This window comes from uncultured Methanobrevibacter sp., assembly GCF_902764455.1.
GTDB lineage: Archaea > Methanobacteriota > Methanobacteria > Methanobacteriales > Methanobacteriaceae > Methanocatella.
This window is the reverse complement of record NZ_CACWVY010000019.1, coordinates 37,965-58,012: the sequence shown is the minus strand read 5'-3', so window position 1 is coordinate 58,012 and position 20,048 is coordinate 37,965. Positions and strand designations below refer to the sequence as shown.

The 20,048-nt window shown below is 34.8% G+C and carries 21 protein-coding genes; 11 read left to right on the top strand and 10 right to left on the bottom strand.

The window, feature by feature from the left end; genetic code table 11:
• The first annotated feature begins 170 nt into the window (after window positions 1-170).
• Genes hypE through QZU75_RS07750 form a run of 3 tightly spaced genes read left to right on the top strand, consistent with a single transcriptional unit; the run spans window position 171 to window position 2,245 of the window.
• The gene (hypE, locus tag QZU75_RS07760; protein WP_296882789.1) at window positions 171-1,190 is read left to right on the top strand and encodes a hydrogenase expression/formation protein HypE; all 1,020 of its coding nucleotides are present in this window, start codon (window positions 171-173) and stop codon (window positions 1,188-1,190) included.
• Between the two features lie 8 nt (window positions 1,191-1,198).
• On the top strand, window positions 1,199-1,600 hold the full coding sequence (locus QZU75_RS07755) for an RDD family protein (RefSeq protein WP_296882787.1): 402 nt from the start codon (window positions 1,199-1,201) through the stop codon (window positions 1,598-1,600).
• A gap of 6 nt (window positions 1,601-1,606) precedes the next feature.
• Window positions 1,607-2,245: a hypothetical protein gene (locus QZU75_RS07750; protein ID WP_296882785.1), complete on the top strand. Its 639-nt coding sequence runs from the start codon at window positions 1,607-1,609 to the stop codon at window positions 2,243-2,245.
• Here the strand turns inward: QZU75_RS07750 and QZU75_RS07745 are convergent.
• Together QZU75_RS07745 and QZU75_RS07740 are read right to left on the bottom strand one after the other, a co-directional pair.
• Window positions 2,242-2,709, bottom strand: coding sequence for a thermonuclease family protein (locus QZU75_RS07745; protein ID WP_296882783.1), 468 nt, complete (start codon window positions 2,707-2,709; stop codon window positions 2,242-2,244). The two genes, QZU75_RS07750 and QZU75_RS07745, sit on opposite strands and share 4 nt — an antisense overlap.
• A 2-nt stretch (window positions 2,710-2,711) precedes the next feature.
• A complete protein-coding gene (locus QZU75_RS07740; protein ID WP_296882782.1) occupies window positions 2,712-3,404 on the bottom strand; it encodes a PD-(D/E)XK nuclease family protein in 693 nt (230 codons plus the stop codon).
• 80 nt (window positions 3,405-3,484) lie between these two features.
• Between QZU75_RS07740 and QZU75_RS07735 the strand changes: the two genes are divergently transcribed.
• On the top strand, window positions 3,485-4,351 hold the full coding sequence (locus QZU75_RS07735) for a radical SAM protein (protein WP_296882781.1): 867 nt from the start codon (window positions 3,485-3,487) through the stop codon (window positions 4,349-4,351).
• A gap of 20 nt (window positions 4,352-4,371) precedes the next feature.
• Entirely contained in the window at window positions 4,372-5,655 is a 1,284-nt protein-coding gene (locus QZU75_RS07730; protein ID WP_296882779.1) for a DEAD/DEAH box helicase, read from the top strand.
• On the opposite strand, the gene QZU75_RS07725 is transcribed toward QZU75_RS07730, so the two are convergent.
• The 6 genes from QZU75_RS07725 to QZU75_RS07700 are packed head-to-tail and all read right to left on the bottom strand — an operon-like array spanning window position 5,656 to window position 11,174.
• Window positions 5,656-6,459: a winged helix-turn-helix transcriptional regulator gene (locus tag QZU75_RS07725; protein WP_296882791.1), complete on the bottom strand. Its 804-nt coding sequence runs from the start codon at window positions 6,457-6,459 to the stop codon at window positions 5,656-5,658.
• A gap of 59 nt (window positions 6,460-6,518) precedes the next feature.
• A complete protein-coding gene (gene recJ, locus QZU75_RS07720; protein ID WP_296882778.1) occupies window positions 6,519-7,925 on the bottom strand; it encodes a single-stranded-DNA-specific exonuclease RecJ in 1,407 nt (468 codons plus the stop codon).
• Window positions 7,926-7,930: 5 nt separating this feature from the next.
• Window positions 7,931-8,200, bottom strand: a complete 270-nt coding sequence (locus tag QZU75_RS07715; RefSeq protein WP_296882776.1) for a signal recognition particle subunit SRP19/SEC65 family protein — start codon at window positions 8,198-8,200, stop codon at window positions 7,931-7,933.
• 8 nt (window positions 8,201-8,208) lie between these two features.
• Window positions 8,209-9,303 carry a UDP-galactopyranose mutase gene (gene glf, locus QZU75_RS07710; RefSeq protein WP_296882773.1) on the bottom strand — a complete coding sequence of 365 codons (1,095 nt, stop codon included), beginning with the start codon at window positions 9,301-9,303 and terminating at the stop codon, window positions 8,209-8,211.
• Window positions 9,304-9,307: 4 nt separating this feature from the next.
• Window positions 9,308-10,411 carry a glycosyltransferase gene (locus QZU75_RS07705; RefSeq protein WP_296882771.1) on the bottom strand — a complete coding sequence of 368 codons (1,104 nt, stop codon included), beginning with the start codon at window positions 10,409-10,411 and terminating at the stop codon, window positions 9,308-9,310.
• Window positions 10,404-11,174: a uroporphyrinogen-III synthase gene (locus tag QZU75_RS07700; protein ID WP_296882769.1), complete on the bottom strand. Its 771-nt coding sequence runs from the start codon at window positions 11,172-11,174 to the stop codon at window positions 10,404-10,406. The genes QZU75_RS07705 and QZU75_RS07700 overlap by 8 nt, the downstream gene beginning before the upstream one ends.
• A 523-nt stretch (window positions 11,175-11,697) precedes the next feature.
• Here QZU75_RS07700 and QZU75_RS07695 point away from each other — a divergent pair.
• The 3 genes from QZU75_RS07695 to QZU75_RS07685 all read left to right on the top strand — a co-directional run bounded on the left by QZU75_RS07695 (window position 11,698) and on the right by QZU75_RS07685 (window position 13,307).
• Window positions 11,698-12,060, top strand: coding sequence for a DUF2283 domain-containing protein (locus tag QZU75_RS07695; RefSeq protein ID WP_296882768.1), 363 nt, complete (start codon window positions 11,698-11,700; stop codon window positions 12,058-12,060).
• 274 nt (window positions 12,061-12,334) lie between these two features.
• Complete coding sequence (locus tag QZU75_RS07690; RefSeq protein WP_296882766.1) at window positions 12,335-12,799, top strand: flavodoxin; 465 nt, start codon at window positions 12,335-12,337, stop codon at window positions 12,797-12,799.
• Window positions 12,792-13,307, top strand: a complete 516-nt coding sequence (locus tag QZU75_RS07685; RefSeq protein ID WP_296882765.1) for a flavodoxin family protein — start codon at window positions 12,792-12,794, stop codon at window positions 13,305-13,307. The genes QZU75_RS07690 and QZU75_RS07685 overlap by 8 nt, the downstream gene beginning before the upstream one ends.
• Before the next feature lie 32 nt (window positions 13,308-13,339).
• Here QZU75_RS07685 and QZU75_RS07680 read toward each other — a convergent pair whose 3' ends face one another.
• A complete protein-coding gene (locus QZU75_RS07680; protein WP_296882764.1) occupies window positions 13,340-14,902 on the bottom strand; it encodes a hypothetical protein in 1,563 nt (520 codons plus the stop codon).
• Between the two features lie 225 nt (window positions 14,903-15,127).
• Between QZU75_RS07680 and QZU75_RS07675 the strand changes: the two genes are divergently transcribed.
• From QZU75_RS07675 to QZU75_RS07665, 3 genes are read left to right on the top strand one after another with little or no spacing between them, the layout of a single operon-like run.
• Window positions 15,128-15,910, top strand: coding sequence for a hypothetical protein (locus QZU75_RS07675; RefSeq protein ID WP_296882763.1), 783 nt, complete (start codon window positions 15,128-15,130; stop codon window positions 15,908-15,910).
• 56 nt (window positions 15,911-15,966) lie between these two features.
• Window positions 15,967-16,158 carry a hypothetical protein gene (locus QZU75_RS07670; RefSeq protein WP_296882762.1) on the top strand — a complete coding sequence of 64 codons (192 nt, stop codon included), beginning with the start codon at window positions 15,967-15,969 and terminating at the stop codon, window positions 16,156-16,158.
• Between the two features lie 56 nt (window positions 16,159-16,214).
• Window positions 16,215-16,388, top strand: coding sequence for a hypothetical protein (locus QZU75_RS07665; protein ID WP_296882760.1), 174 nt, complete (start codon window positions 16,215-16,217; stop codon window positions 16,386-16,388).
• A gap of 26 nt (window positions 16,389-16,414) precedes the next feature.
• Here the strand turns inward: QZU75_RS07665 and QZU75_RS07660 are convergent, their stop codons facing one another.
• Entirely contained in the window at window positions 16,415-19,936 is a 3,522-nt protein-coding gene (locus QZU75_RS07660) for a DEAD/DEAH box helicase (protein ID WP_296882759.1), read from the bottom strand.
• Between the last annotated feature and the right edge of the window lie 112 nt (window positions 19,937-20,048).

The following is a 20,048-nucleotide window of genomic DNA, read 5'->3' as shown; positions in this document are numbered from 1 at the left end:
AGAAAATTCAATATGAACTACAGATTAACATGAAAAAAGAGATATATAAAAAATCAAAAAGATAAAAAAATTATGAAATTCTTAAATTGACGGCATTGAATATTTTTTACTAAAAATTATATACTTGTTTTAATATATTATTATAATGATAATTTATTTAGGAGTATATAATGTCAGAAGATAAAATTAGTATGAATCATGGTGCTGGCGGAGAAGTTATGGCAAATTTAATAGCTAGCACTGTTTTGGATAATATCACTAAAAAAAGCGTTAATGGTGGTATTAGTTTAGATGCATTAGATGATGGAGCTTCTATCCCTTTAGGAGATTGGGAAATTGTCATGACAACTGATGGTCACACTATCGATCCGTTATTTTTCCCAGGAGGGGATATTGGTAGAATCTCCGCTGCAGGAACTATTAATGATGTTTCTGTAATGGGTGCACGTCCACTTGCCATTTCTAATGCTATTATCATGCAGGAAGGCTTTCCGATTGATGATTTGGACAAAATCATGAAATCACTTAATGAAACTTGTGAAGAAGTTGATGTTGCTGTAATTACTGGCGATACCAAAGTAATGCCTCAGGACAAACTAGATGGAATTGTCATGGTAACTACAGGTATTGGAATTGCAAAAAAAGGAGAAGTAATTCGTGACTCAACTTTAGAAGTCGGTGATAAAATCATTGTCACAGGAAGTTTGGGTGATCATGGAATGAGTTTGATGTCTTTCAGGGAAGGTTTTGGTTTTGAAACTGATTTGAAATCTGATGTAGCTCCAATGTGGAATATTATCAATAAAGCATTAGAAATTGGGGGAGTTACAGCTATGAAAGACCCTACCCGTGGAGGATTTGCAAATGCTATTAACGAAATGGCTTCAAAAGCAGGAGTCGGTGTAGTTTTAGAGCAGGATGCAATTCCAATCAGAGATGAAGTTCATGCTGTATCAGAAATGTTAGGCATTGATCCGTTTGAAGTAGCCAATGAAGGTAAAGTAGTGATGGGTGTTAAAGCTGATAAGGCTGAAGAAATACTTGAAGCTATTAAAGGCGAAAAGTATGGTGAAAATGCTGCAATCATAGGAGAAGTCGTCGAAGGAGATTATGTTGTTGTAAATACTCCTATTGGTGGTGAAAGAATTCTTGAAGCACCAATTGCAGACCCGGTTCCTAGAGTTTGTTAGGTGATAAAATGGCAAGTGTATTTTCTAGAAGAATAGGTGCATATATAATTGATTTCTTTGTGGTATCTGCATTCATGTGGATTTTGTCATATTTATTTTCTCTTATAATTAATCCTGCAGATGTTGGTTCAGTTTACAGATATTTCCCATATCTTGCTCCAATTTTAGGTTATGTTTACTTTGTATTTTGTGAAAAGGTTAAAGGGGCTACCGTTGGTAAGGCATTACTTTTCTTGGAAGTAAGGTCTAGAAACGGTTCTTATATGAATTGGCCTCAGTCAATTGTACGTAACTTAACTAAAATCTACTGGATTCCAATTATTTTTGACTGGTTAATTGGCAGAATAATGAATACTGATAGATTATTTGGAAGTATTACACGTACTGTAGTTGTAAATTCTGTAAATTAGATTGTTATGATTAAGAAGGTTCAGGTTCTTTGGTATTTAAACAAAGAAGATTTAGAAAATTATTGCATAGATTTCAAGGAATATAAATCCCATAAGCTTGAAGGCTATGAAATCTGTGATGTTGATGAGGATTTAATCTATGATTTATGCGATAGGGATCCTGATAGACTTGAACCGATTGGTTATTTTAAAAACGCTAAGGAAATTGAGAATTATCTGTCCGACACAATTACAAATAATGAGTTCGACCTAGATTTGGATTCTCCGGAGCTTAAGGAAAAAATCAATACTGCGTGCAGCAATATTGAATTCACCGGTGAAGACTATTATATTGCAATAGGTTCAAGTTTGGGCAGCAGCGATACAAAAGTGGCCAGCTGGTTTGAATCTTTACGAAAGGAGTATAACAGTTCATCTAAGGACAATGTATGGATTTTAGCCGTTACAGGTTATGATCCTTATGATTTGTCATTGACCGGTAGGACCTTGTCATATGTTCTTGCGGATATTTTGAACTTGAATGAATCATCACTCGATAATCTGATTCCGAATAAAGGCAGAATTACTGTAGAAGAATGGAATGAAATTTTAGAAAAAGTTTATAAGAAAAATAAGATTTATTTAGGTTTAAATAGGGTAATTTAGATTTCACCCTTCTTAAACTCACTTGGTTCAAAATAGGACAGCTCAGCCAGACCATTATCGATTAGTTCTTTGTTGACATCTGTTGTATTAGTGTATACTATAGCCAATATTCTTCCGTATTTGTCCTGACTTTGTTTATCATCTATATCCAGATATACTGTTTTTCCAAGACATTTTTCTTCAACAAATTTTTTGGCATCGCTGTATCCTGCTTCTGTATTTTGTGGGGTTTTTACCTGTGTCAGCTGAACTTTGCCGACACCATAAACCTGTATGGTATTGCCGTCGATTACATCAACACATTTGCCTGCATTGTTGTAATGTATTGTTTTATTGCCAATTGTTAATGTCCCGTTTTTATTTTCAATGGAATTTGAATCATTTAAAAATGTATTGGCTATTGTAATGCCGATTGTAATTAGAAATATTGCTAATAATATAATTGAAATTTTCCGTTTGTCCATTTTCAATCCCTTTTGTAGTGTTCACAGTAACGTTTGTATCTGCAGGATCTGCATTTGTTTTTGTTTTTAGTTGGAATGAATGGTTTTGTCCCTTCAAATAATCCTTGCATTCTATCGATTGTGAATTTAATTTCCTTTTCAACTTCCGGAGTAAATATCTCAATCCAAAAGAGATTTCCTGTTCCCCGCTCTCTTAAAGCAGCTTTAATTTTCCTTTTATCTTCGGTCATGCTTTTAAAAGCAAGGCAGTATGCTCTTACCTGATTCATTGTTGAAGGGTATGGGGTGCGCCCTGGTTTATCGTCGATTATTACAATTTCATCAGGTTTCATCCATATCTCATCAATGTATCCTCGTATTCCGTACTCTGGAGCAATGACAAAACATTCTCTAGACATTGAAGCTTTCTCTTTAGATGCTTCTACGGCATCTTCAAATGTTGCAGGGATTGCGTCCTGTTTGAAGATGTCTTCGAGCTGCTGGTGAATGTCACTTCCATGTGTCATTTCAGGTGTTGCTGGTGTTTTTATGCCTTTCATGTGCTCGAGATATATCTGGTATTCACAATATCCTTGCTGGTTGAGCCAACTAATGGGGAAATTGTTTTTACCTTCAATTATTTGAAGACCTTTTATGTCAGGATGCTCTTTAATGTCATACTTTTTATCGTATCCTGTAATGTTTTTTTGTTCCATAATATTATTATGTATCTGATATTACTTAGCATTTGCTCTCTTGCTATTTTTTTAAATACTACTATTTCCAAAGTAAACCTATGCACTATGTAACATCAAAAAGCATTCTGTCGAAAAATAATGGGATGAATCTCTATAGGGGATGTACCCACGGATGCATATACTGTGATTCACGAAGCAAGATATATGGAATGAATCATAAATTTGAGGATATTGAGGTTAAAGAAAATTCGCTTCAGCTGCTTAAAAGAGAGCTTAGAAAAAGGCAGCCTTCAATGATTGGAACCGGTGCAATGACTGACCCCTATATTCCACTTGAAAAGCGTCTTAAATATGTGAGGAATGCTTTAGAGTTAATTTATGATTACGGTTTCGGATTTACCTGCATTACAAAATCAGATTTGATTTTAAGGGATTTGGAATTGCTTAAAAAAATCAACGAAAAAACAAGGGTAGTTGTACAAATGACATTAACGACTGCCGATGATGATCTATGCAGCATTCTGGAACCTCATGTATGTACAACTTCAAGACGGGTGGAGGTCTTAAAAATATTGGATGAGGCAGGAATTCCGACTGTTGTATGGCTGTGTCCGATTCTGCCCTACATTAACGATACTTATGAAAACATCAATTCCATTTTGGATTATTGTATTGAAAACAATGTAAAAGGCATTTTATGTCATGGTATGGGTTTGACTTTAAGGGAAGGAAACAGGGAGTATTTCTATTCAAAATTGGATGAACATTTTCCCGGTTTGAAAGAGAAATATATTGAAGAATATGCAAACAGCTATTCTATTCCAAGCCCCAATGATAAAATGTTAATGAAGCTATTTAAAAGAAGAACATATGATGCAGGAATCTTAAATAATTTCAATGAAATATTTGAGTATCTCCATAAGTTTCCACAAAAATCCTATCAGTCCACATTAAATTTTAAATAGCTATTTTTTTAAATATTTATATGATGAATTTTGATGATTTAAACATTTCAGATGAGATAAAGAAAGCTATTGGGGATATGGGATTTGATAAGACAACTCCAATTCAGGAAATGGCAATTCCTCTAGCTTTAAAATCTCGAGACATTACTGCTCAGGCACAAACAGGTTCTGGTAAAACCATCGCTTTTGCAGTTCCGATACTTGAAAAGATTTTTATAGCGGACAGGTCACCGCAGGCGATAATATTATGTCCTACAAGGGAGCTCTGCCTTCAGGTTGCAGGTGAAATTTCCAAGGTTGGAGCAAATATCAAGAAACTCAAGACGCTGGCAGTTTATGGTGGCCAGCCAATCGGAAAACAAACTAGAGTTTTGAAAAAGGGAGTTCATATTGTTGTTGGAACTCCTGGCCGTGTAATTGATCATATTGAACGTGGAAATCTTGATTTGATAGGAATTGAAAGTGTGGTTTTAGATGAGGCGGATGAAATGCTTGACATGGGCTTTAGGGAGGACATTGTAACAATCCTTAAGAATACTCCACATCAAAGACAGACTCTTCTTTTTTCTGCTACAATGCCTACCGAAATTAGAAAAATTGCTAAAAATTACCAAAAAAATCCAAAATTCATAAAAGTTGCAAATAATAGGAAAAATATTCCAAAAATCACGCAGTATGCCTTTAAAACAGACCATAAACACAAATTCAATGATTTGATAAAATTATTTGAGATTTATGATATTAAATCATCGCTGATTTTTTGCAATACTAAAAAAGGTGTGGACTTTGTATTTAAGCATCTAAAAAAACAGAATTATGCTGCTGAAGCCCTGCATGGGGATATGAGTCAAAAAACCAGAGACCGTGTCATGAACAAATTTAGAAACGGTAATGTTCGTTTCCTGGTTGCAACTGATGTAGCCGCTCGGGGTCTGGACATTTCAAATCTGGATTTTATCATTAACTATGATGTTGCTCACAATTATGATTCTCACATTCACCGCATAGGCAGAACTGCAAGGGCAGGAAATACTGGACATGCTTTAACATTAGTATCAAAAGAGGATTATTCTAACTTCAGTACTATTAAAAAAGAAAGCAAGGGTAAAATTATAGAAAAGAAAATGCCTGGAGATGAAGAACTTGAAAATATTAAGATTACACGAATTTTAAATGATGCAAAAAAATCAATTAAAATTGATAATCTTCAAGAGTATATTAAAATAATAAAAAAGAATTCGTCTGCAGATATTACAACTGAAGAAATAGCTGCAGCTTTATTAAAGAAAATAAGGGAAAATTAATTATTTTCCACCATCAATAATGTTGTATTTTATTTTTTCGTTTTCTAGCTCGCGTGTAAATGCTTTGCTCATATCGCCGACACAAATTGCTAAAACATTTAAGCCTTTACGTGCGGCATTTGCTGTTGCATGTGATGCGGCATACTCAATATCTATTGGTAAGTCTAATTTTTTAACTACTGCACGTGAAACAGTTCCAGCAATAGCGACTTTATCAATAGGTTTTCCAGTATTTGTTCCTTTATCATAAACGTTTTTGATGAGTTCTAAATCACAGGATTTTGATCCTCCGTCTTTTATGGTTGGAACAATTACGACAGTTACTTCACCAACTGACATATCGATAAGGCCGGTTAAATTGGTTAGGGATACATCCATGTCCTTTTCAGCATCTTCTAATACGACTCCAGTTGCATTTTCTTCTTTTTTATGAGCATACAATACTCCATCTTTCATGTAAAGACCAACAATATCATCTTTTTCGAGGTCTTCTGTAGCAATGGCTGGCCAGATGGTTTTGTAATGATTCATGGTTTCTAAAACGGAATCGGAATATTTTCTTAGACTTATGGCGTCTTTTTTTACTTTATCGATACCTGCTTGGGTTATTTTGTAAGGGGACCTTCCATCTTTGGAGGTTATGTATCCAAGCTCGATTAATGTCTTGATGTTCTCAGAAACTGCTTGAATTGTGATTCCTAGTGTATTTGCCAAATCTTTCTGTTTGAGATGCGGATCTTGCTTTGATATTTCGCTTAAAATTTGAAAATGGGTAAGTGCACCTCTTTTTTTAAATGCCTTCATCATGTTCATTCCTCAATTAAACTTGATTAATATATATTCTTTAATTTATCATATATAAATTAGTTTGATAATTTTCCATTTAAGGCATCATTAAATTCTTGGAGAAATTCATCTTTTTTATCTATTGGAATGTATGCACCGCATGCCATGGCGTGTCCACCACCACTGCCCCCTACTTTTGCAGATATGTCTCGGATAATGCTTCCAAAGTGAATTCCGTCATAGGAAAGTAGTCTTGAACATCTGAGTGAAACTTTAAGTTCATTGTCATCAGTTTGTGTGAATCCTATAATTGGTTTTTTCCAGTTGCAGTATCCTAAAATCATTCCTGTTACTGTTCCTACGATTTCTGGTTTAATGCCATCTCCGTCGAAATACTGCAGGTTTTCCATCTCAATAATGTTTGTATTATCGCCTTCAGCGATTTTTTCTATGGATGTTGCCAGATTGTACCTGTGGGTTTTGCTGATGGATTCAAGTTCATCAAGTGCAACGAATCGGTCTCCTTTTAAAACTTCCATAGCTACCTTTTCTTCGTGGTTTCTTCCGCATGCATTCATGGCGGTTGAAAATTCAGAACCGTCTCTTAAAAAACTGTTTTCATCTTCTTTTAAGAAAGTATATGAATCTCCAATAATCATTTGAGGAATGTATCTGACATATCTTCCAGGAACTGCTTTTGAAATCATTCCAAGTAAGCACTGGAATAATTTACCTTTTTCATCCTGTGTCAGTTCGTTTAAAGTTTTACGATTATGTTTTTCATCAATTCCGAGCTCTTCAAGGATGGCCATGGTTTCTGTGGTGTTGTTTGTTATCGGCAGGTTGACATCACTAAAATAAGACAGTGCTACAAATAAAGGTCTTGTATTTCTTCCGTAAATGTTAATGTCATTTTCTATCAGTTCAAGATAACCTTCATCTATTGCATCCTGTTGTATAATTTTATTTAATCCTTCAAAATGACCTGTTTTTGTATTTTGCATATCTCCAATAGCTGAAAGAACTCCAATCCAACTCAAGTCAGTGTATCCGAATTCTTTGGCTAAAAAATAGCATAGTCCTCCTCCACAAACATAATATGATCCGTCAATGCCATGATGTATCGGATTGATTTCGAGATATGTGTAGTCCTTGTCGTCTTTGTAGTCAAGGTCTCTTAAAGGCGGATGGTGGTCCAGGATGATAATCTTTTGGCCTTCTTTTGCGTTTGTATCAATTCGCTGGCCTGAACCTAAATCTGAAAAGATTGTAAGTTCGTGTGTAAGTTCAATATCATCTAAGACATCTAAATTTACAAATTCAATTTCATGTTCTTTGTTTTGTCTATCTAGTATGGTTGATAAAATTGCGCCTGAACAAATACCGTCACAGTCAATGTGAGAGTATATCTTGATATCTTCGGAGTTTTCAATAATCTCACGTGCCTGGAGGTACTGTTCCTGCATTAATTGTGGTATTTTCATGGTAATCAGTTTCTTATTTCTTTAATTTTTAAGCTAACTTCTTTTAATAATTCAAGTTTTGTACCTTCCCATTCGACAAGGATTCTGCCGGATTTTTCATACCATTTTCCGGGATATGCTCTTTCCTTATCTATGGTGTATTTTAAACCAAGTCTTTTTAAAGCTCTTTCAATGTCGTTTAAAGCAGGTTCCTTTACAGCTAAGTCTTTTGAGACTTTACGACCTTGCTTAAGAGTCAAGTCTTTATCTAAATATTGTGGCCAAATGGTAATCATTTTATCACCTATTTAATTTGAGTTTCAAAGATTTCCAATGCATCTTTAACAACCAGATCCATATTGTAATATTTGTATTTGGCCAGTCTTCCAGCAAAGATGACATTTTCTTCTTTTTCCATTTCCGCTTCGTACAATTTAAATTTGTCCAGATATTCCTGTGTCGGATAAGGGTAACATTTTTCGCCATTGAATCCGGGATATTCTCTCATGATGGCGGTTTTTCCTTCAACTTCCTGCCAGGTTAATTTTTTAAATTCGGTAATTCTTGTAAAGTAAGAGTCATTCGGATAATTGACAACGGCTACGTCCTGATAGGAATCTTCATCTACAATTTCATATACGAAGTTCAGGCATCTGTATAACAGTTCTCCATATTTGTAGTCATAGAAATAATCGATAGGGCCTGTGTAGATTAAGGTTTCGTAGTCAATCCTGTCGATGTAGTCTTTGTAGTCTGATTTAAGTCCGACATGGATTTTATCGGATTTAATCATGTTTTCACACATTTTTGTAAATCCTTCCTTAGGCATTCCCTGATATGTGTCTGCAAAGTATCTGTCGTCATGATTGAATCTGAAGGGAATTCTTGAAATAACGCTTGAACTTAAATTAGCGGCTGATGTTCCCCACTGCTTTTCAGTGTAGTTTTTAAATAGCTTATTGTAAATGTCACGTCCTGCGTTTTTCAAAACAACATCTTCGGAGGATTTGACTTCATCAATATCTTCCTTGTGCTCATCAATCCATTCCTTCATGGATTCCTCATCCAAATCAAGATCATAAAGTTTATTTAAAGTATCAATACAGATTGGCATCGGTACGAGTTTTCCATCAACGTAACTTAATACTCTGTGTACGTAATCATTCCATTCTGTAAATTGTGACAGGTAATCATGGACTTTCTTTTCATTTGTATGATAAATATGCGGTCCGTATTTTTGAATCAGCAGTCCGTCATCATAGAAATCATACACGTTACCTCCGATGTGGTCACGCTTTTCAATAATCAATACTTCTTCATCCAATTCATTTGCAATTCTTTCAGCTAATGTAAGGCCTGATAATCCTGCTCCTACAATAACGTATTTATAATCGGCCATAGTTTCACTCCTTTGAAATAAATATTTTTGATTCTAATGCAGTTGTCATAGAAGACATCAGCATTCTAGTTTTAATATCACCATTGTGAATTTTTTTAAGTCTTTTTACTTTGCTGAGCAATAATTTGTTTTCACTTTTAGTAAATGGGGATGTTTTCCAGGTATGCATCCAATGAAGCAGATGAGGATTTATTGATACATTCTGAACGTCAGTCGAAAATCCTTCAGTCTGCTTTCTGCAGTAAATGTAAGCTTCCATCAGCTCATCCAAAAGTCTGACATTAACATTGTTGGTAATGGACTTGTCGTCCGGCAAATCCCTGATATAGTAATCGTAACTGAAGTAATTGTTCAGATATACAATACCTTTGGCATGCAGGAGAGCTTCAAGGGTAAATGCCATGTCATCTCCTGTAACATACTTTTTAAAACGCAAGTTATTATCCATGATAAGTTCTCTTTTGTAAATTTTACACCATACTGAAGGCTGTATTTTCAGCAGGTCAGGTTCTTGTTCGATATTGTCAACATGGATGATATCTATAGGCTTGTCTCTCGGATATGTCACTTCCAATGTTTTACCATATAATGCACGTTCAACAACATTGTCCCAGACTACATCAGGAATATCTAAAAAGTTTGCGGACTTGAATGTTTCATCAGGATATGCGCTTTCAAGGTCTGCCTTGTAAGGGGAGTATGATTCCTGAACGTATCCTCCATATTCGAATATTCTTCTGAAACGTGCAAATGCCAAATCAACGTCATACTCTTTAAGGGTATTATATAATTTTTCACAGGCATCAGGAACGTATCTGTCATCAGGATCTAAAAACATTATGTAATCGCCGGTTGATGCTTCAATGCCTGTATTGCGGGGAGTATGAGCTCCTCCGCTGTTGGTTTCATGGTGTATTGCAACACAGCAGTCGTATTTTTCTGCATATTCATCGATGATTTTGTCTGATCCGTCAGTTGAACAGTCATTAACCATGATTATTTCCAAATTTTCATTTCCAATTGTCTGATTAATAAGAGAGTCAATACCTCCTTTTAAGTGAGGTCCAACATTGAATATAGGTAAGATAATGCTTATTTTCTCATTCATTTTCCTCTCTCCATGTCTTGAATAATAGTTCCATCATATCAGGAACAGTATAAGTGTCTGGGTAAATGTAGGTAACACCATATTTGTCAAGGACTTTTGCTGTAATTGGGCCGATACAGACTGTTAAAAGATTATCGTTTAACATTTTGCTTAACTTTTCCTTATCTTCAGCTATCTGGAAGAAGTTTTCAACAGTCAGGGGACTGGTAAAAGTTATTGCATCAATTTCCTTGTTTTCAATTTTTGAAAAAAGTTCAGTTATTGCCTGTTCGTCCATTGGGAATAATGATTTGTATGCTTCAGCTAAAATAATTTTATTTCCAAGTTTTTCAAGCTCTTCTGGAAGTATTGGCCTTGCAGATGCAGTTCTTGGAATTCCGATGATTTTACCGGTAATTTCACGTTTTTTAAACTCTTCAATCAGGCCTTCTGCAGTAAAATCCTGCGGCATCAAATCAACAGTTAACCCATTTTTTTCAGCTAATTTTCCGGTTTTATTTCCAATGACTGCTAACTTGCAGTTTAAAGTCTTTATGAAATCAGGATAGAATTTATTTAGTGAAACGATAGTTGTAGGTGATGTGAATATAATCCAGTCAAGTTCATCTTTTTTGGATACTAGATATTTCAGGGATTCTGTATTGACTGGTTCCAAATCAAGGGTTGGTGCAAGAACTGCACTTCCTCCCAGATTTTCTACAATCTCACAGGCCTTTTTAGCCCTATCCTTTGGCCTTGTTATAGCAACAACAGGTTTTGACATTTTATATTACCTTCATTAATTTATAATGTTTTATATTTTGTTTTAATTGGTTTATAATATTTGTTAATTTGATTTAATTTTAAAATTGTTTTAACTTTGTTAAATTGCTTTGATTTTATTAAATTGACTTTATATTATTTTATTCAAGTTATAAAAATAGAAAAATATTTATTTTTAAAAATATAAAATGTTATATGCATTTATTGAAATTTAAAAGTGAATTTATGGATTATAATATTGATAATAGCTTTAAATAAAATCAGGAATAATCCATATGGTATGCTACTACAAAGCATTGTTTAAAAGGATTAGATATCGTGGTGCTGATTTGAATTTAGTATCTAAAAAATTATTGTCTGAAGTCCCAGTTGGCATTCAAAAGACTTTAGGATATGATAATAGATTTGAATTAATTTTTGAATTACTCAATAGGGGATTTATATGTTGTTGTAGATATAATTAATTCTAAAGAAGTGGCTATTATTGCTGTAATACCTAAAGACAAGCACAGGAGGAAACATTGATGAAATCTAAGTTGGATTATGTGTATGATGGTGAATATGATGTTATGGATATTACTATTGATGAATCTAGTAAATATGGCAAATTAATAGATATAACTGATGGAATTGTATTTGATTTAGATAAAAACGGATTTCCTGCCGTATTGGAAATAATCAGTGCTTCAAGAATTTTGGGTATTGATAAGCAAAATCTCAGGTCTTCTAACATTGGCTTGTCTATTATGATTGGCGATGAATTAATTTGTATTGAATTGAAATTCACATATTTTGTTTTTAAATATGAAAAAGATGTCTGTTTTAAGCAAAATTTTGCAAATAATTATGGAATTCCTGCAATGGAGACTATATTTTCTACCGCATGATTTTTTAGATTATTGCACTTGGATAACATTAACGATATTGTTTGCAGTTTTGTATCTAATTTTAATGATGAGCATATATATCATAGATTTTTTTCATACAATATTTTCTAAACCATTGTCGTTAATGTAAAATTCATTAAATGATTTTAAATGAAAATATTTTTAAATCAGTTTAATAAATTGAACTTTCAATTTAAATACATGATAAATGCTGCTGGTTTTTTCCTATTAACAATTAAATATAATTAAAATCTATTTTTAAATAGGTGATAAAATGAGTAATATATTAATTACATATTTTTCAGCAAGCGGAGTAACCAAAAGTGTAGCAGAAAAAATAGCTGATGAAAACGGCTATGACATTTTTGAAATTGTTCCAGAAGAAATCTACACTCCAGCAGATTTGGATTATATGGACAAAAATTCAAGGTCAACAATTGAAATGAATGACAAATCATTCAGACCTCCAATTAAAGAAACATGTGATGTAAGTAAATATGACACAGTAGCTATAGGTTTTCCGGTATGGTGGTATACAGCACCTACAATCATCAACACATTCATTGAAAGTGTTGATCTTTCCGGCAAAACTATTAAAGTGTTCTGCACATCCGGAGGCTCCGGTGTGGACAAATGCGTAAGTGACCTTCAAAACACCTATCCTGAACTTAATTTTGCAAAAGGAATGAGGTTTATGGGTGATGTCTCAAAAGCTAAGGAGTGGATTGAAAATGAGTAAAAAAGTAGTCGTAATCAGTTCATCACCAAGAATCGGTGGAAATTCAGACACATTATGTGATGAATTTGTAAAAGGCGCTTTAGATGCAGATAACGCTGCTGTTAAATACAACCTTGAAGAAATAAGGTTTCACTCCTGCAAGGCATGCTATAAATGTAAAACTCCTGAAATGAAGTGTTTCCAGGAAGACGGTCTTGAAGAAGTGCTCGACAAGATGATGGAAGCCGACGTTATTGTATATGCAACACCAGTATACTATTATTCAATGTGTGGCAGCCTGAAAAGATTCTTTGACAGATGCTATCCGATATTCAGGCATCTTGAAAACAAGGATTACTATATAATAACCGCAGCAGGTTCAACTAACGGGGATGTCCTTACTGGAATCAGAGATTTCATAGGATTTTCCAAAAATCCAACAGAAAAAGCTGTATTTTCTGCATTCGGAGATGTCAAATCTCAACCTGAACTGCTAAAAGAAGTATATAATGCTGGTTTTCACTGCTAAAAAAATAAAATAGGGAAAGAAATAATTCTTTCCTATCCTTTAAAAGGATTTGAACTGTTGTATGTTTTACCGTCAACAGTTAATGTAAAATTACCGTAGTCAATTTCACCGTTGACTTCCAGGCCGGATACTGTACTGTCACCAGCCAATGTCCATTTTGAACCGTCGACAACTTTAACTGTAGTATTACCGGTAGAATTGATTGCTCCTTTAAACTCGGTATGTTTCATGGTCCAGTTAAGGGAACTTATTGAATCGACAATAACGTTTCCGTCTATTTTTTCATTATCTGTATTCAGCTCAGCCACTCCTCCGTTGGAACCTGTGGTTCCCCATTGGTTTTGACCGGCAATTTCTAAAAAGGTTCCGCTTCCAAAGCTAAGTTCAGTATTTTTCAAATCAATGACGCATGCTGTGTTGGTTACGTGAAACATTGGAGCCTCGGAGAAAACAGATGATTCTTTAGGAATTGAGAGTTTTGAGTTTTCAGCAGTAAAGTGGGATGTTCCAACATCAGCGTCTCCACTCATTGACTGGTAGATAAAAATTCCTCCCAAATCAACGTAATCATCACCATCTTTTCTGTTACCTTCACCATAACCGCTCAAGTCAGAGTTTTTCACATCAATTGAGTTTTTACCTTCAATACAAGCTATCTGAGATACGTAAGAGGTTCCTTTGGTATTGTCCACTGTAATGTTTCCTGTTGAGTATATTAAAGGTGATCCTCTGCCGCTGGTTTTACTGACGCCTGTGTTGATTTCAGAGTTTTTAACATGTACATGGCCTTCACCACGGTCAGTTGCAAGAGCAGCACAGCTTTGACCGTCAGTGTTGATAATTACATTTTCAGCATTAATCTTACCGCTGTATGTTGCATCAAGACCTCTTGACTTGTCGGAGTGAGTTGTGATTTTCACATTTTTAATGGTTGCTTCGGTTGTTCCTGAAACACTGCTTTGGCCAGGTTGTCCGCCGCCATTTCCACCAGACCCTTCGCCGGATGGCATTTCAGGAGGTTGTCCGCCTGCTCCTCCCTGTTCACCTGAACCGTTTCCGGATGGCATTTCGGGAGGTTGTCCTCCTGCTCCTCCTTGGGATGAATTTCCGCCGGTTGCTTCAGGAGGTTGTGAACCTTCAGAAGCTCCCCCTTGTGAAGAACCCCTGCTTGAAGCTTCAGAATTAGTTACAAAAATTCCATTGGATCCTTTGGAGTTGGTATTTATTTCAACATTTGAAATGTCCAATGTTCCATTTGTGTTAACCAGAACTGCTGAGTTGACGCCGTAAAAGTCAGCATCATCTCCTGAAGTCTGTGTATCGCCGGTTTTATTAACCAGTGAATTTTTTAAAGTCAGTTTACCATTATTTGTTACTAAAATAGAATTCAAATCACTTGAACTAGCTGAAATCAATCCTTTTTCTTTGGATTCATCGCTAGCGTTTACTACAATATTTCCCATGTTTTCAAGTGCATTTGCATCGATATTAACAGAATTTGTCATTTGTGATGATGTATTGTTTGAAAGTGCAAATGCTCCTACACCAATAATAACTACGACTGCAATTGCTGCAATCAGATACTTTCTGTTCATAAAAGTAATAACTCGTATGTTGTATTTAAATATTGGTATATTTTTGGCATTCTATTTTCATTGTTAATAAGTTTTTTGCATGTGTGATTTTGTGCTTTTTCGCAGTTTAAAAACTTATTTTTCTTTAAAATTACAATTGATTAACATAGATTTAATGAAACACCATTAGTCGACTTTTTATCATTGTTTTAAAAAATCTATTAAATTAGTTATTGGAGAATAGATATGGCAAGAAAGAAAAAAATTCACCATCCTTTTGATTTTGCATTTGGTGTATTGTATAATGAATTTCCAAAGGAGTTGCATGAGAATTTGGATATTCCGGGTATATTTAGAAGAAAATCCAATGTAAAAGTTCGTCTTAAGGATGGAACCAAACTGGAGATGGATGCTTCATATGTTGTCGATCCGGATTATGTGAGATTATTCTGGCCTGCTGTTGTAATTTTGGAACATCAATCTAAAGAGGTAGACATACCTAAAATTCAAACAATAGGATATTATGAAACTCAGAAAATAGCTGATGAGAGATTGCCTTCATTAAATGTCATTGCATCACATTTAAGTCCAGAAAAATCTGTTCAGGAATTTGAGAGGACACCAACATCAATAACTAAACTGTTATTCCTGGATCTTGGAGCCGAAGACAATCAAAAAAGATTAAATATGCTAAAAAATAAAATCAATTTTAACGAAGAGCATTTAACCATAAATGAAGCTTTGAATTTGGGAATTGTTGCGATATTTGCTCAAAGAGAAACAGCTCGTGAAGTAACCAGACAAGTTATTGAATTATATTTGAAAATTGAGGTAATTCCAAAAAAATTAGAATATACATTATATTCTGTATTATATGCGATGATTGATGCATATTTTGCGGATGAAAAAGAATATGAGGAGTTAATAAACATGATAAATAATGAAACTGCTGATGAGGTTATTGGTAGGTTTGAGACTGAAATAATTTCACAAAATAAAAAAAATGTTGAAAAATCAGTTAAATTCTAAATGATTTTTGAGTAACTTTGAATTTTCATGTAAAAGAATTTTTGGGGTTAATATGCATGATAAATGATGGTACTGCTGATGAGGTTATTGGTAGGTTTGAGACTGAAATAATTTCACAAAATAAAATTATTGAGCTTGAAAAAGAATTGAATGAGGTTATTATTAGGGCGGATAGTGAGGCTATTAGGGCGGATAGTGAGGCTTCTAGGGCTGATAGTGAAAATGTTGAAAAATCAGTTAAATTCTAAATGATTTTTGAGTAACTTTGAATTTTCATGTAAAAGAATTTTTGGGGTTAATATGCATGATAAATGATGGAGCTGCTGATGAGGTTATTGGTAGGTTTGAGACTGAAATAATTTCACAAAATAAAATTATTGAGCTTGAAAAAGAATTGAATGAGGTTATTATTAGGGCCGATAATGCTGAAGCTGAAATTCTCAGACTTAAAAATAAAATTAAAATGTTGAAAAATTAGTTAAATTCAATTAACCTTTGAATCAATTATTTTCTTAATTTTAACATCTTTTTCAACTCTTTGCTGTCCATTTCAGTGAGGAATGTCTCACCATTTCCAACGGTTAATTTGGCCAGTTCCTCTTTTGAATGTATCATTTCATTGATTTTCTCTTCAAATGTTCCTTTTGTGATGAATCTGTAAACCATTACGTTTTCCTTTTGACCGATTCTGTATGCTCTGTCTGTTGCCTGATTCTCCACTGCCGGATTCCACCATAAATCATAATGGATTACATTTTGAGCGGAGGTTAGGTTCAGTCCGGTTCCACCAGCTTTCAGTGAAATGATGAAAATCCTGTTTTGAGAGTTATTTTGGAATTTTTTAATAAGTTCATCTCTTTTGGAACGGCTTAAAGATCCGTGCAGGAACAATACTTCCTCGCTGAACTTCTCTTCAGCCAGTTTTTTTATTATTTCTCCCATTTTAACATATTGGGTAAATATAAGAACTTTTTCCTCTGCCTGAAGGATATTTTCCAAGGTGTACATCAAGACTTCAGTTTTTCCTGATTCAGCGATGTCCTGTGAGCCGCTTTTGGTAAACTGTGAAGGATGATTGCATATTTGCTTTAATGAATTAATCAACTTCAAAACTAAACCTCTTCTTTTTATTCCTTCATTTGCCTCAACTTCTGCCATTGATGAGTCAAGGGTTTCCTTGTAAAGTGCAACCTGCTCTTTGGTTAAATTGCAGTATATGTCATTGACGATTTTATCAGGTAAATCCTTAATGATGTTCTTATCGCTTTTAAGACGCCTTAGGATAAATGGCTGTGTGATTTGCCTGAAGTTATTTAGAGTATCCTGATTTTTCTCCTTTTCAATAGGGATAATGTAATTTTGCCTGAACTTCTTGAGGCTTGTTAGATATCCCTTGTTTGTAAAGTCAAATATGCTCCAGTATTCGGATAATCTGTTTTCAACAGGCGTACCGGACATTGCAATTTTATGTTTTGCCTTGATTGACTTGACTGCTTTTGTCTGTTTTGTTCCGGGATTTTTGATGTTTTGCGCTTCATCAATAATGCATAGGAACCATTTTTGCTTTTTAAACTTTGCAAGGTCGCTTCTCAGGACACCATAGGATGTCAGATAAACGTCATATTTTTTCTTTGTGAATCTTCTGTGTGTTCCGTGGAAAATGTATGAAGTCAAATCAGGCGTGAATTTTTTGATTTCTTCCTGCCAGTTTGTAAGAAGACTTGTTGGAGCAATAACCAATACATGTTCATTTTCAAGGTATCCTTCCTCTTTGAAGTATTGGATTGCGGTTAACACCTGCAGAGTTTTCCCAAGTCCCATGTCATCGGCCAGTATGCTTCCAAAGCCTGTTTTGATGTTTTGCACAAGCCAGGAAAATCCTCTTTTCTGATAGTCCCTCAGTTTTGCAGTGACATTGCCCGGAACGTTAATGTCATCGAAGTGGGTGATGCTTTCTATAAGCTCGTCAAAGTTTCCCTCCACTTCAACATCGCCTTCCAGAATCTCACCGCTAAGCACTGCTTTTGTAAGGTCATGGCGGTTCAGTTTTTCAGGCAGACTGTCAATCTGTTTTATTAATGATTTGACGTCTCTTTCATCAAGCATTACGAATTCATTGGCAATTTTAACAAGGCCTTTTGATTTTTCAGCCAGTTGTCTGAATTCTTCAGGTGAGCAGTTTGTATTTCCGATTGAGACTTTCCAGTTGAAACTGGTTAGGTCATTGAATGTAATGTATGTCTGCTCATTTTGTGAAGTGATGTCAAGTTTGAGTTTTGGTCTGAATATTTTCTGAAGACTTTTGGGCAAAATAATTTTAAGCCCCATTACTTCAAACAACGGCAAAGTATTCAAAAAGAAATTGGTGAAGTCATCTAAATTTAACTCGAGATTTTCATTTAAACTTAGGGTGTCGTTGAATTTCGGATAAATTTCATTGATGATGTAGGTATCCTTAAGCAAATTTGTCTTTAACAGTGGATCATTGGTTTTTTCGATGGCATCATAAATGCTTTCCATCTCATCATTGACGCAGATGTCCACATTTAATCCGCTGGATGTCTCTTCAACAAGCAGATACAAATCGTAATCTCTTGAATTGATTTGAAACCTGCTTAACCATTGACTGATTGCTTCAGGTGTTGTTGGGGATTTCTTGAACTTTTGCGGCTTTATGAAGAATAATTTAAAAACCTCTTCTCCGTAATTTTTCCTGATTGTCTGTGACGTGCCATGATTCAGGTATTTTTCGAAAAATCCTTTGACAAACAGGCTGACTGCTGTGATAATCTGATCTTTTCTGGAAATTTCAGAGTTTTTAAAGGTAATTAAGCCCTCCGGACATTGTGCTGTTAGTGCATCAATGATTTTGGAGATTTCCTTATCGAAAATTGCAGGAATCCATCTGATGTGATATGTATTGCCGGATTTGAATAGCTCCGGAATAAGTGCATGCTTTTTAATCAGCTCCAGACTGAATTGATAGATTAGATTCAGGAATCTGATGTCTGTGTTGAATTTGGAGATGCTGCTTTCGCTTAATTCAGTGAAAAATCCAAACAACAAAATGTCATTTGTAATGGGGCAGGTTTTATTTGCTTTAATTTTTGAAATCTCATAGTTATTGTTAATGTTTAGCTTGAACTCCTCCCATTGATTAGGCATACCCCAGCGTTTAAGAAATATTTCCTCCAGCCAATCGACATATTCATCTTCACTGCCTTTAAAGTTATCATGGTTAAAATCAACTTTAACATACCATTCATAGGTTCCAGGGCCTTGGCGAGTGTAATTTTCGCAGCGTTTTTTACTGAATCGGGCCATGGATTTGTAGATATTGTCTAAAATGCCTTTAAAATCCTTTGAGTAAAAGACCGGATTTTCATCCAAAAGCTGAAAAATCTGTGAGTGCAGGTCGGGGATTTTGGAAAAGTCAATGTCTGCATTTTGAGGGGTGTCTGAGTTTTCAAACAGCTCTGAAATATCTTTAATGCTTGTATCTTCAATTTCAAGGTTTAAAGAATCAAGCAAATCAAGGCCTCTAAGTTTAAAAATCAGAAACGGATCTTTGTCAATTTCCAAGGCAATCATATAGACCAGTCCTGCAATGTGCTTGCAGATTGTAGCGTAATCCGGACAGTTGCATCTTGTGTTCAAATCCCTGTGTGAAGTCGGAAAAACGTTGACTTTCTGGTGTTTTAAAAGGTCATGGACTTCACGGGGAAGCTTACGGTTTAAAAGGGCAGACATTATTGTTGGATTTTCATAGATTGTTCTGATGATGGTGTTTTTTTCACTTTGACTGAACTGCTTAAACTCAACGCTGACATTATAAAAGCTTTGATAATTTCCTTTGACTTTGGCTAGGGCAAGATTGTCACTGATTAGAATGTCATAAACCCTTCCTGTGTTGGCGTAAGTTTTACCACGGCCAATCCGGTTGGTATAATCTACTCCTTTAAGGGCATCCAGCCATTTTTCTCCCCACCATGTTTTAGTGATTGATTTTGAAGCCATTTCAATCATCAATATGTGTTATTAATGCAAAATTATTATTCATCTCTCATCCAATCAATACGGTAAATCTGTAGGTATACAAAATTTTTAATTTTCATTACCTGTGTAATATGTTTTGTCT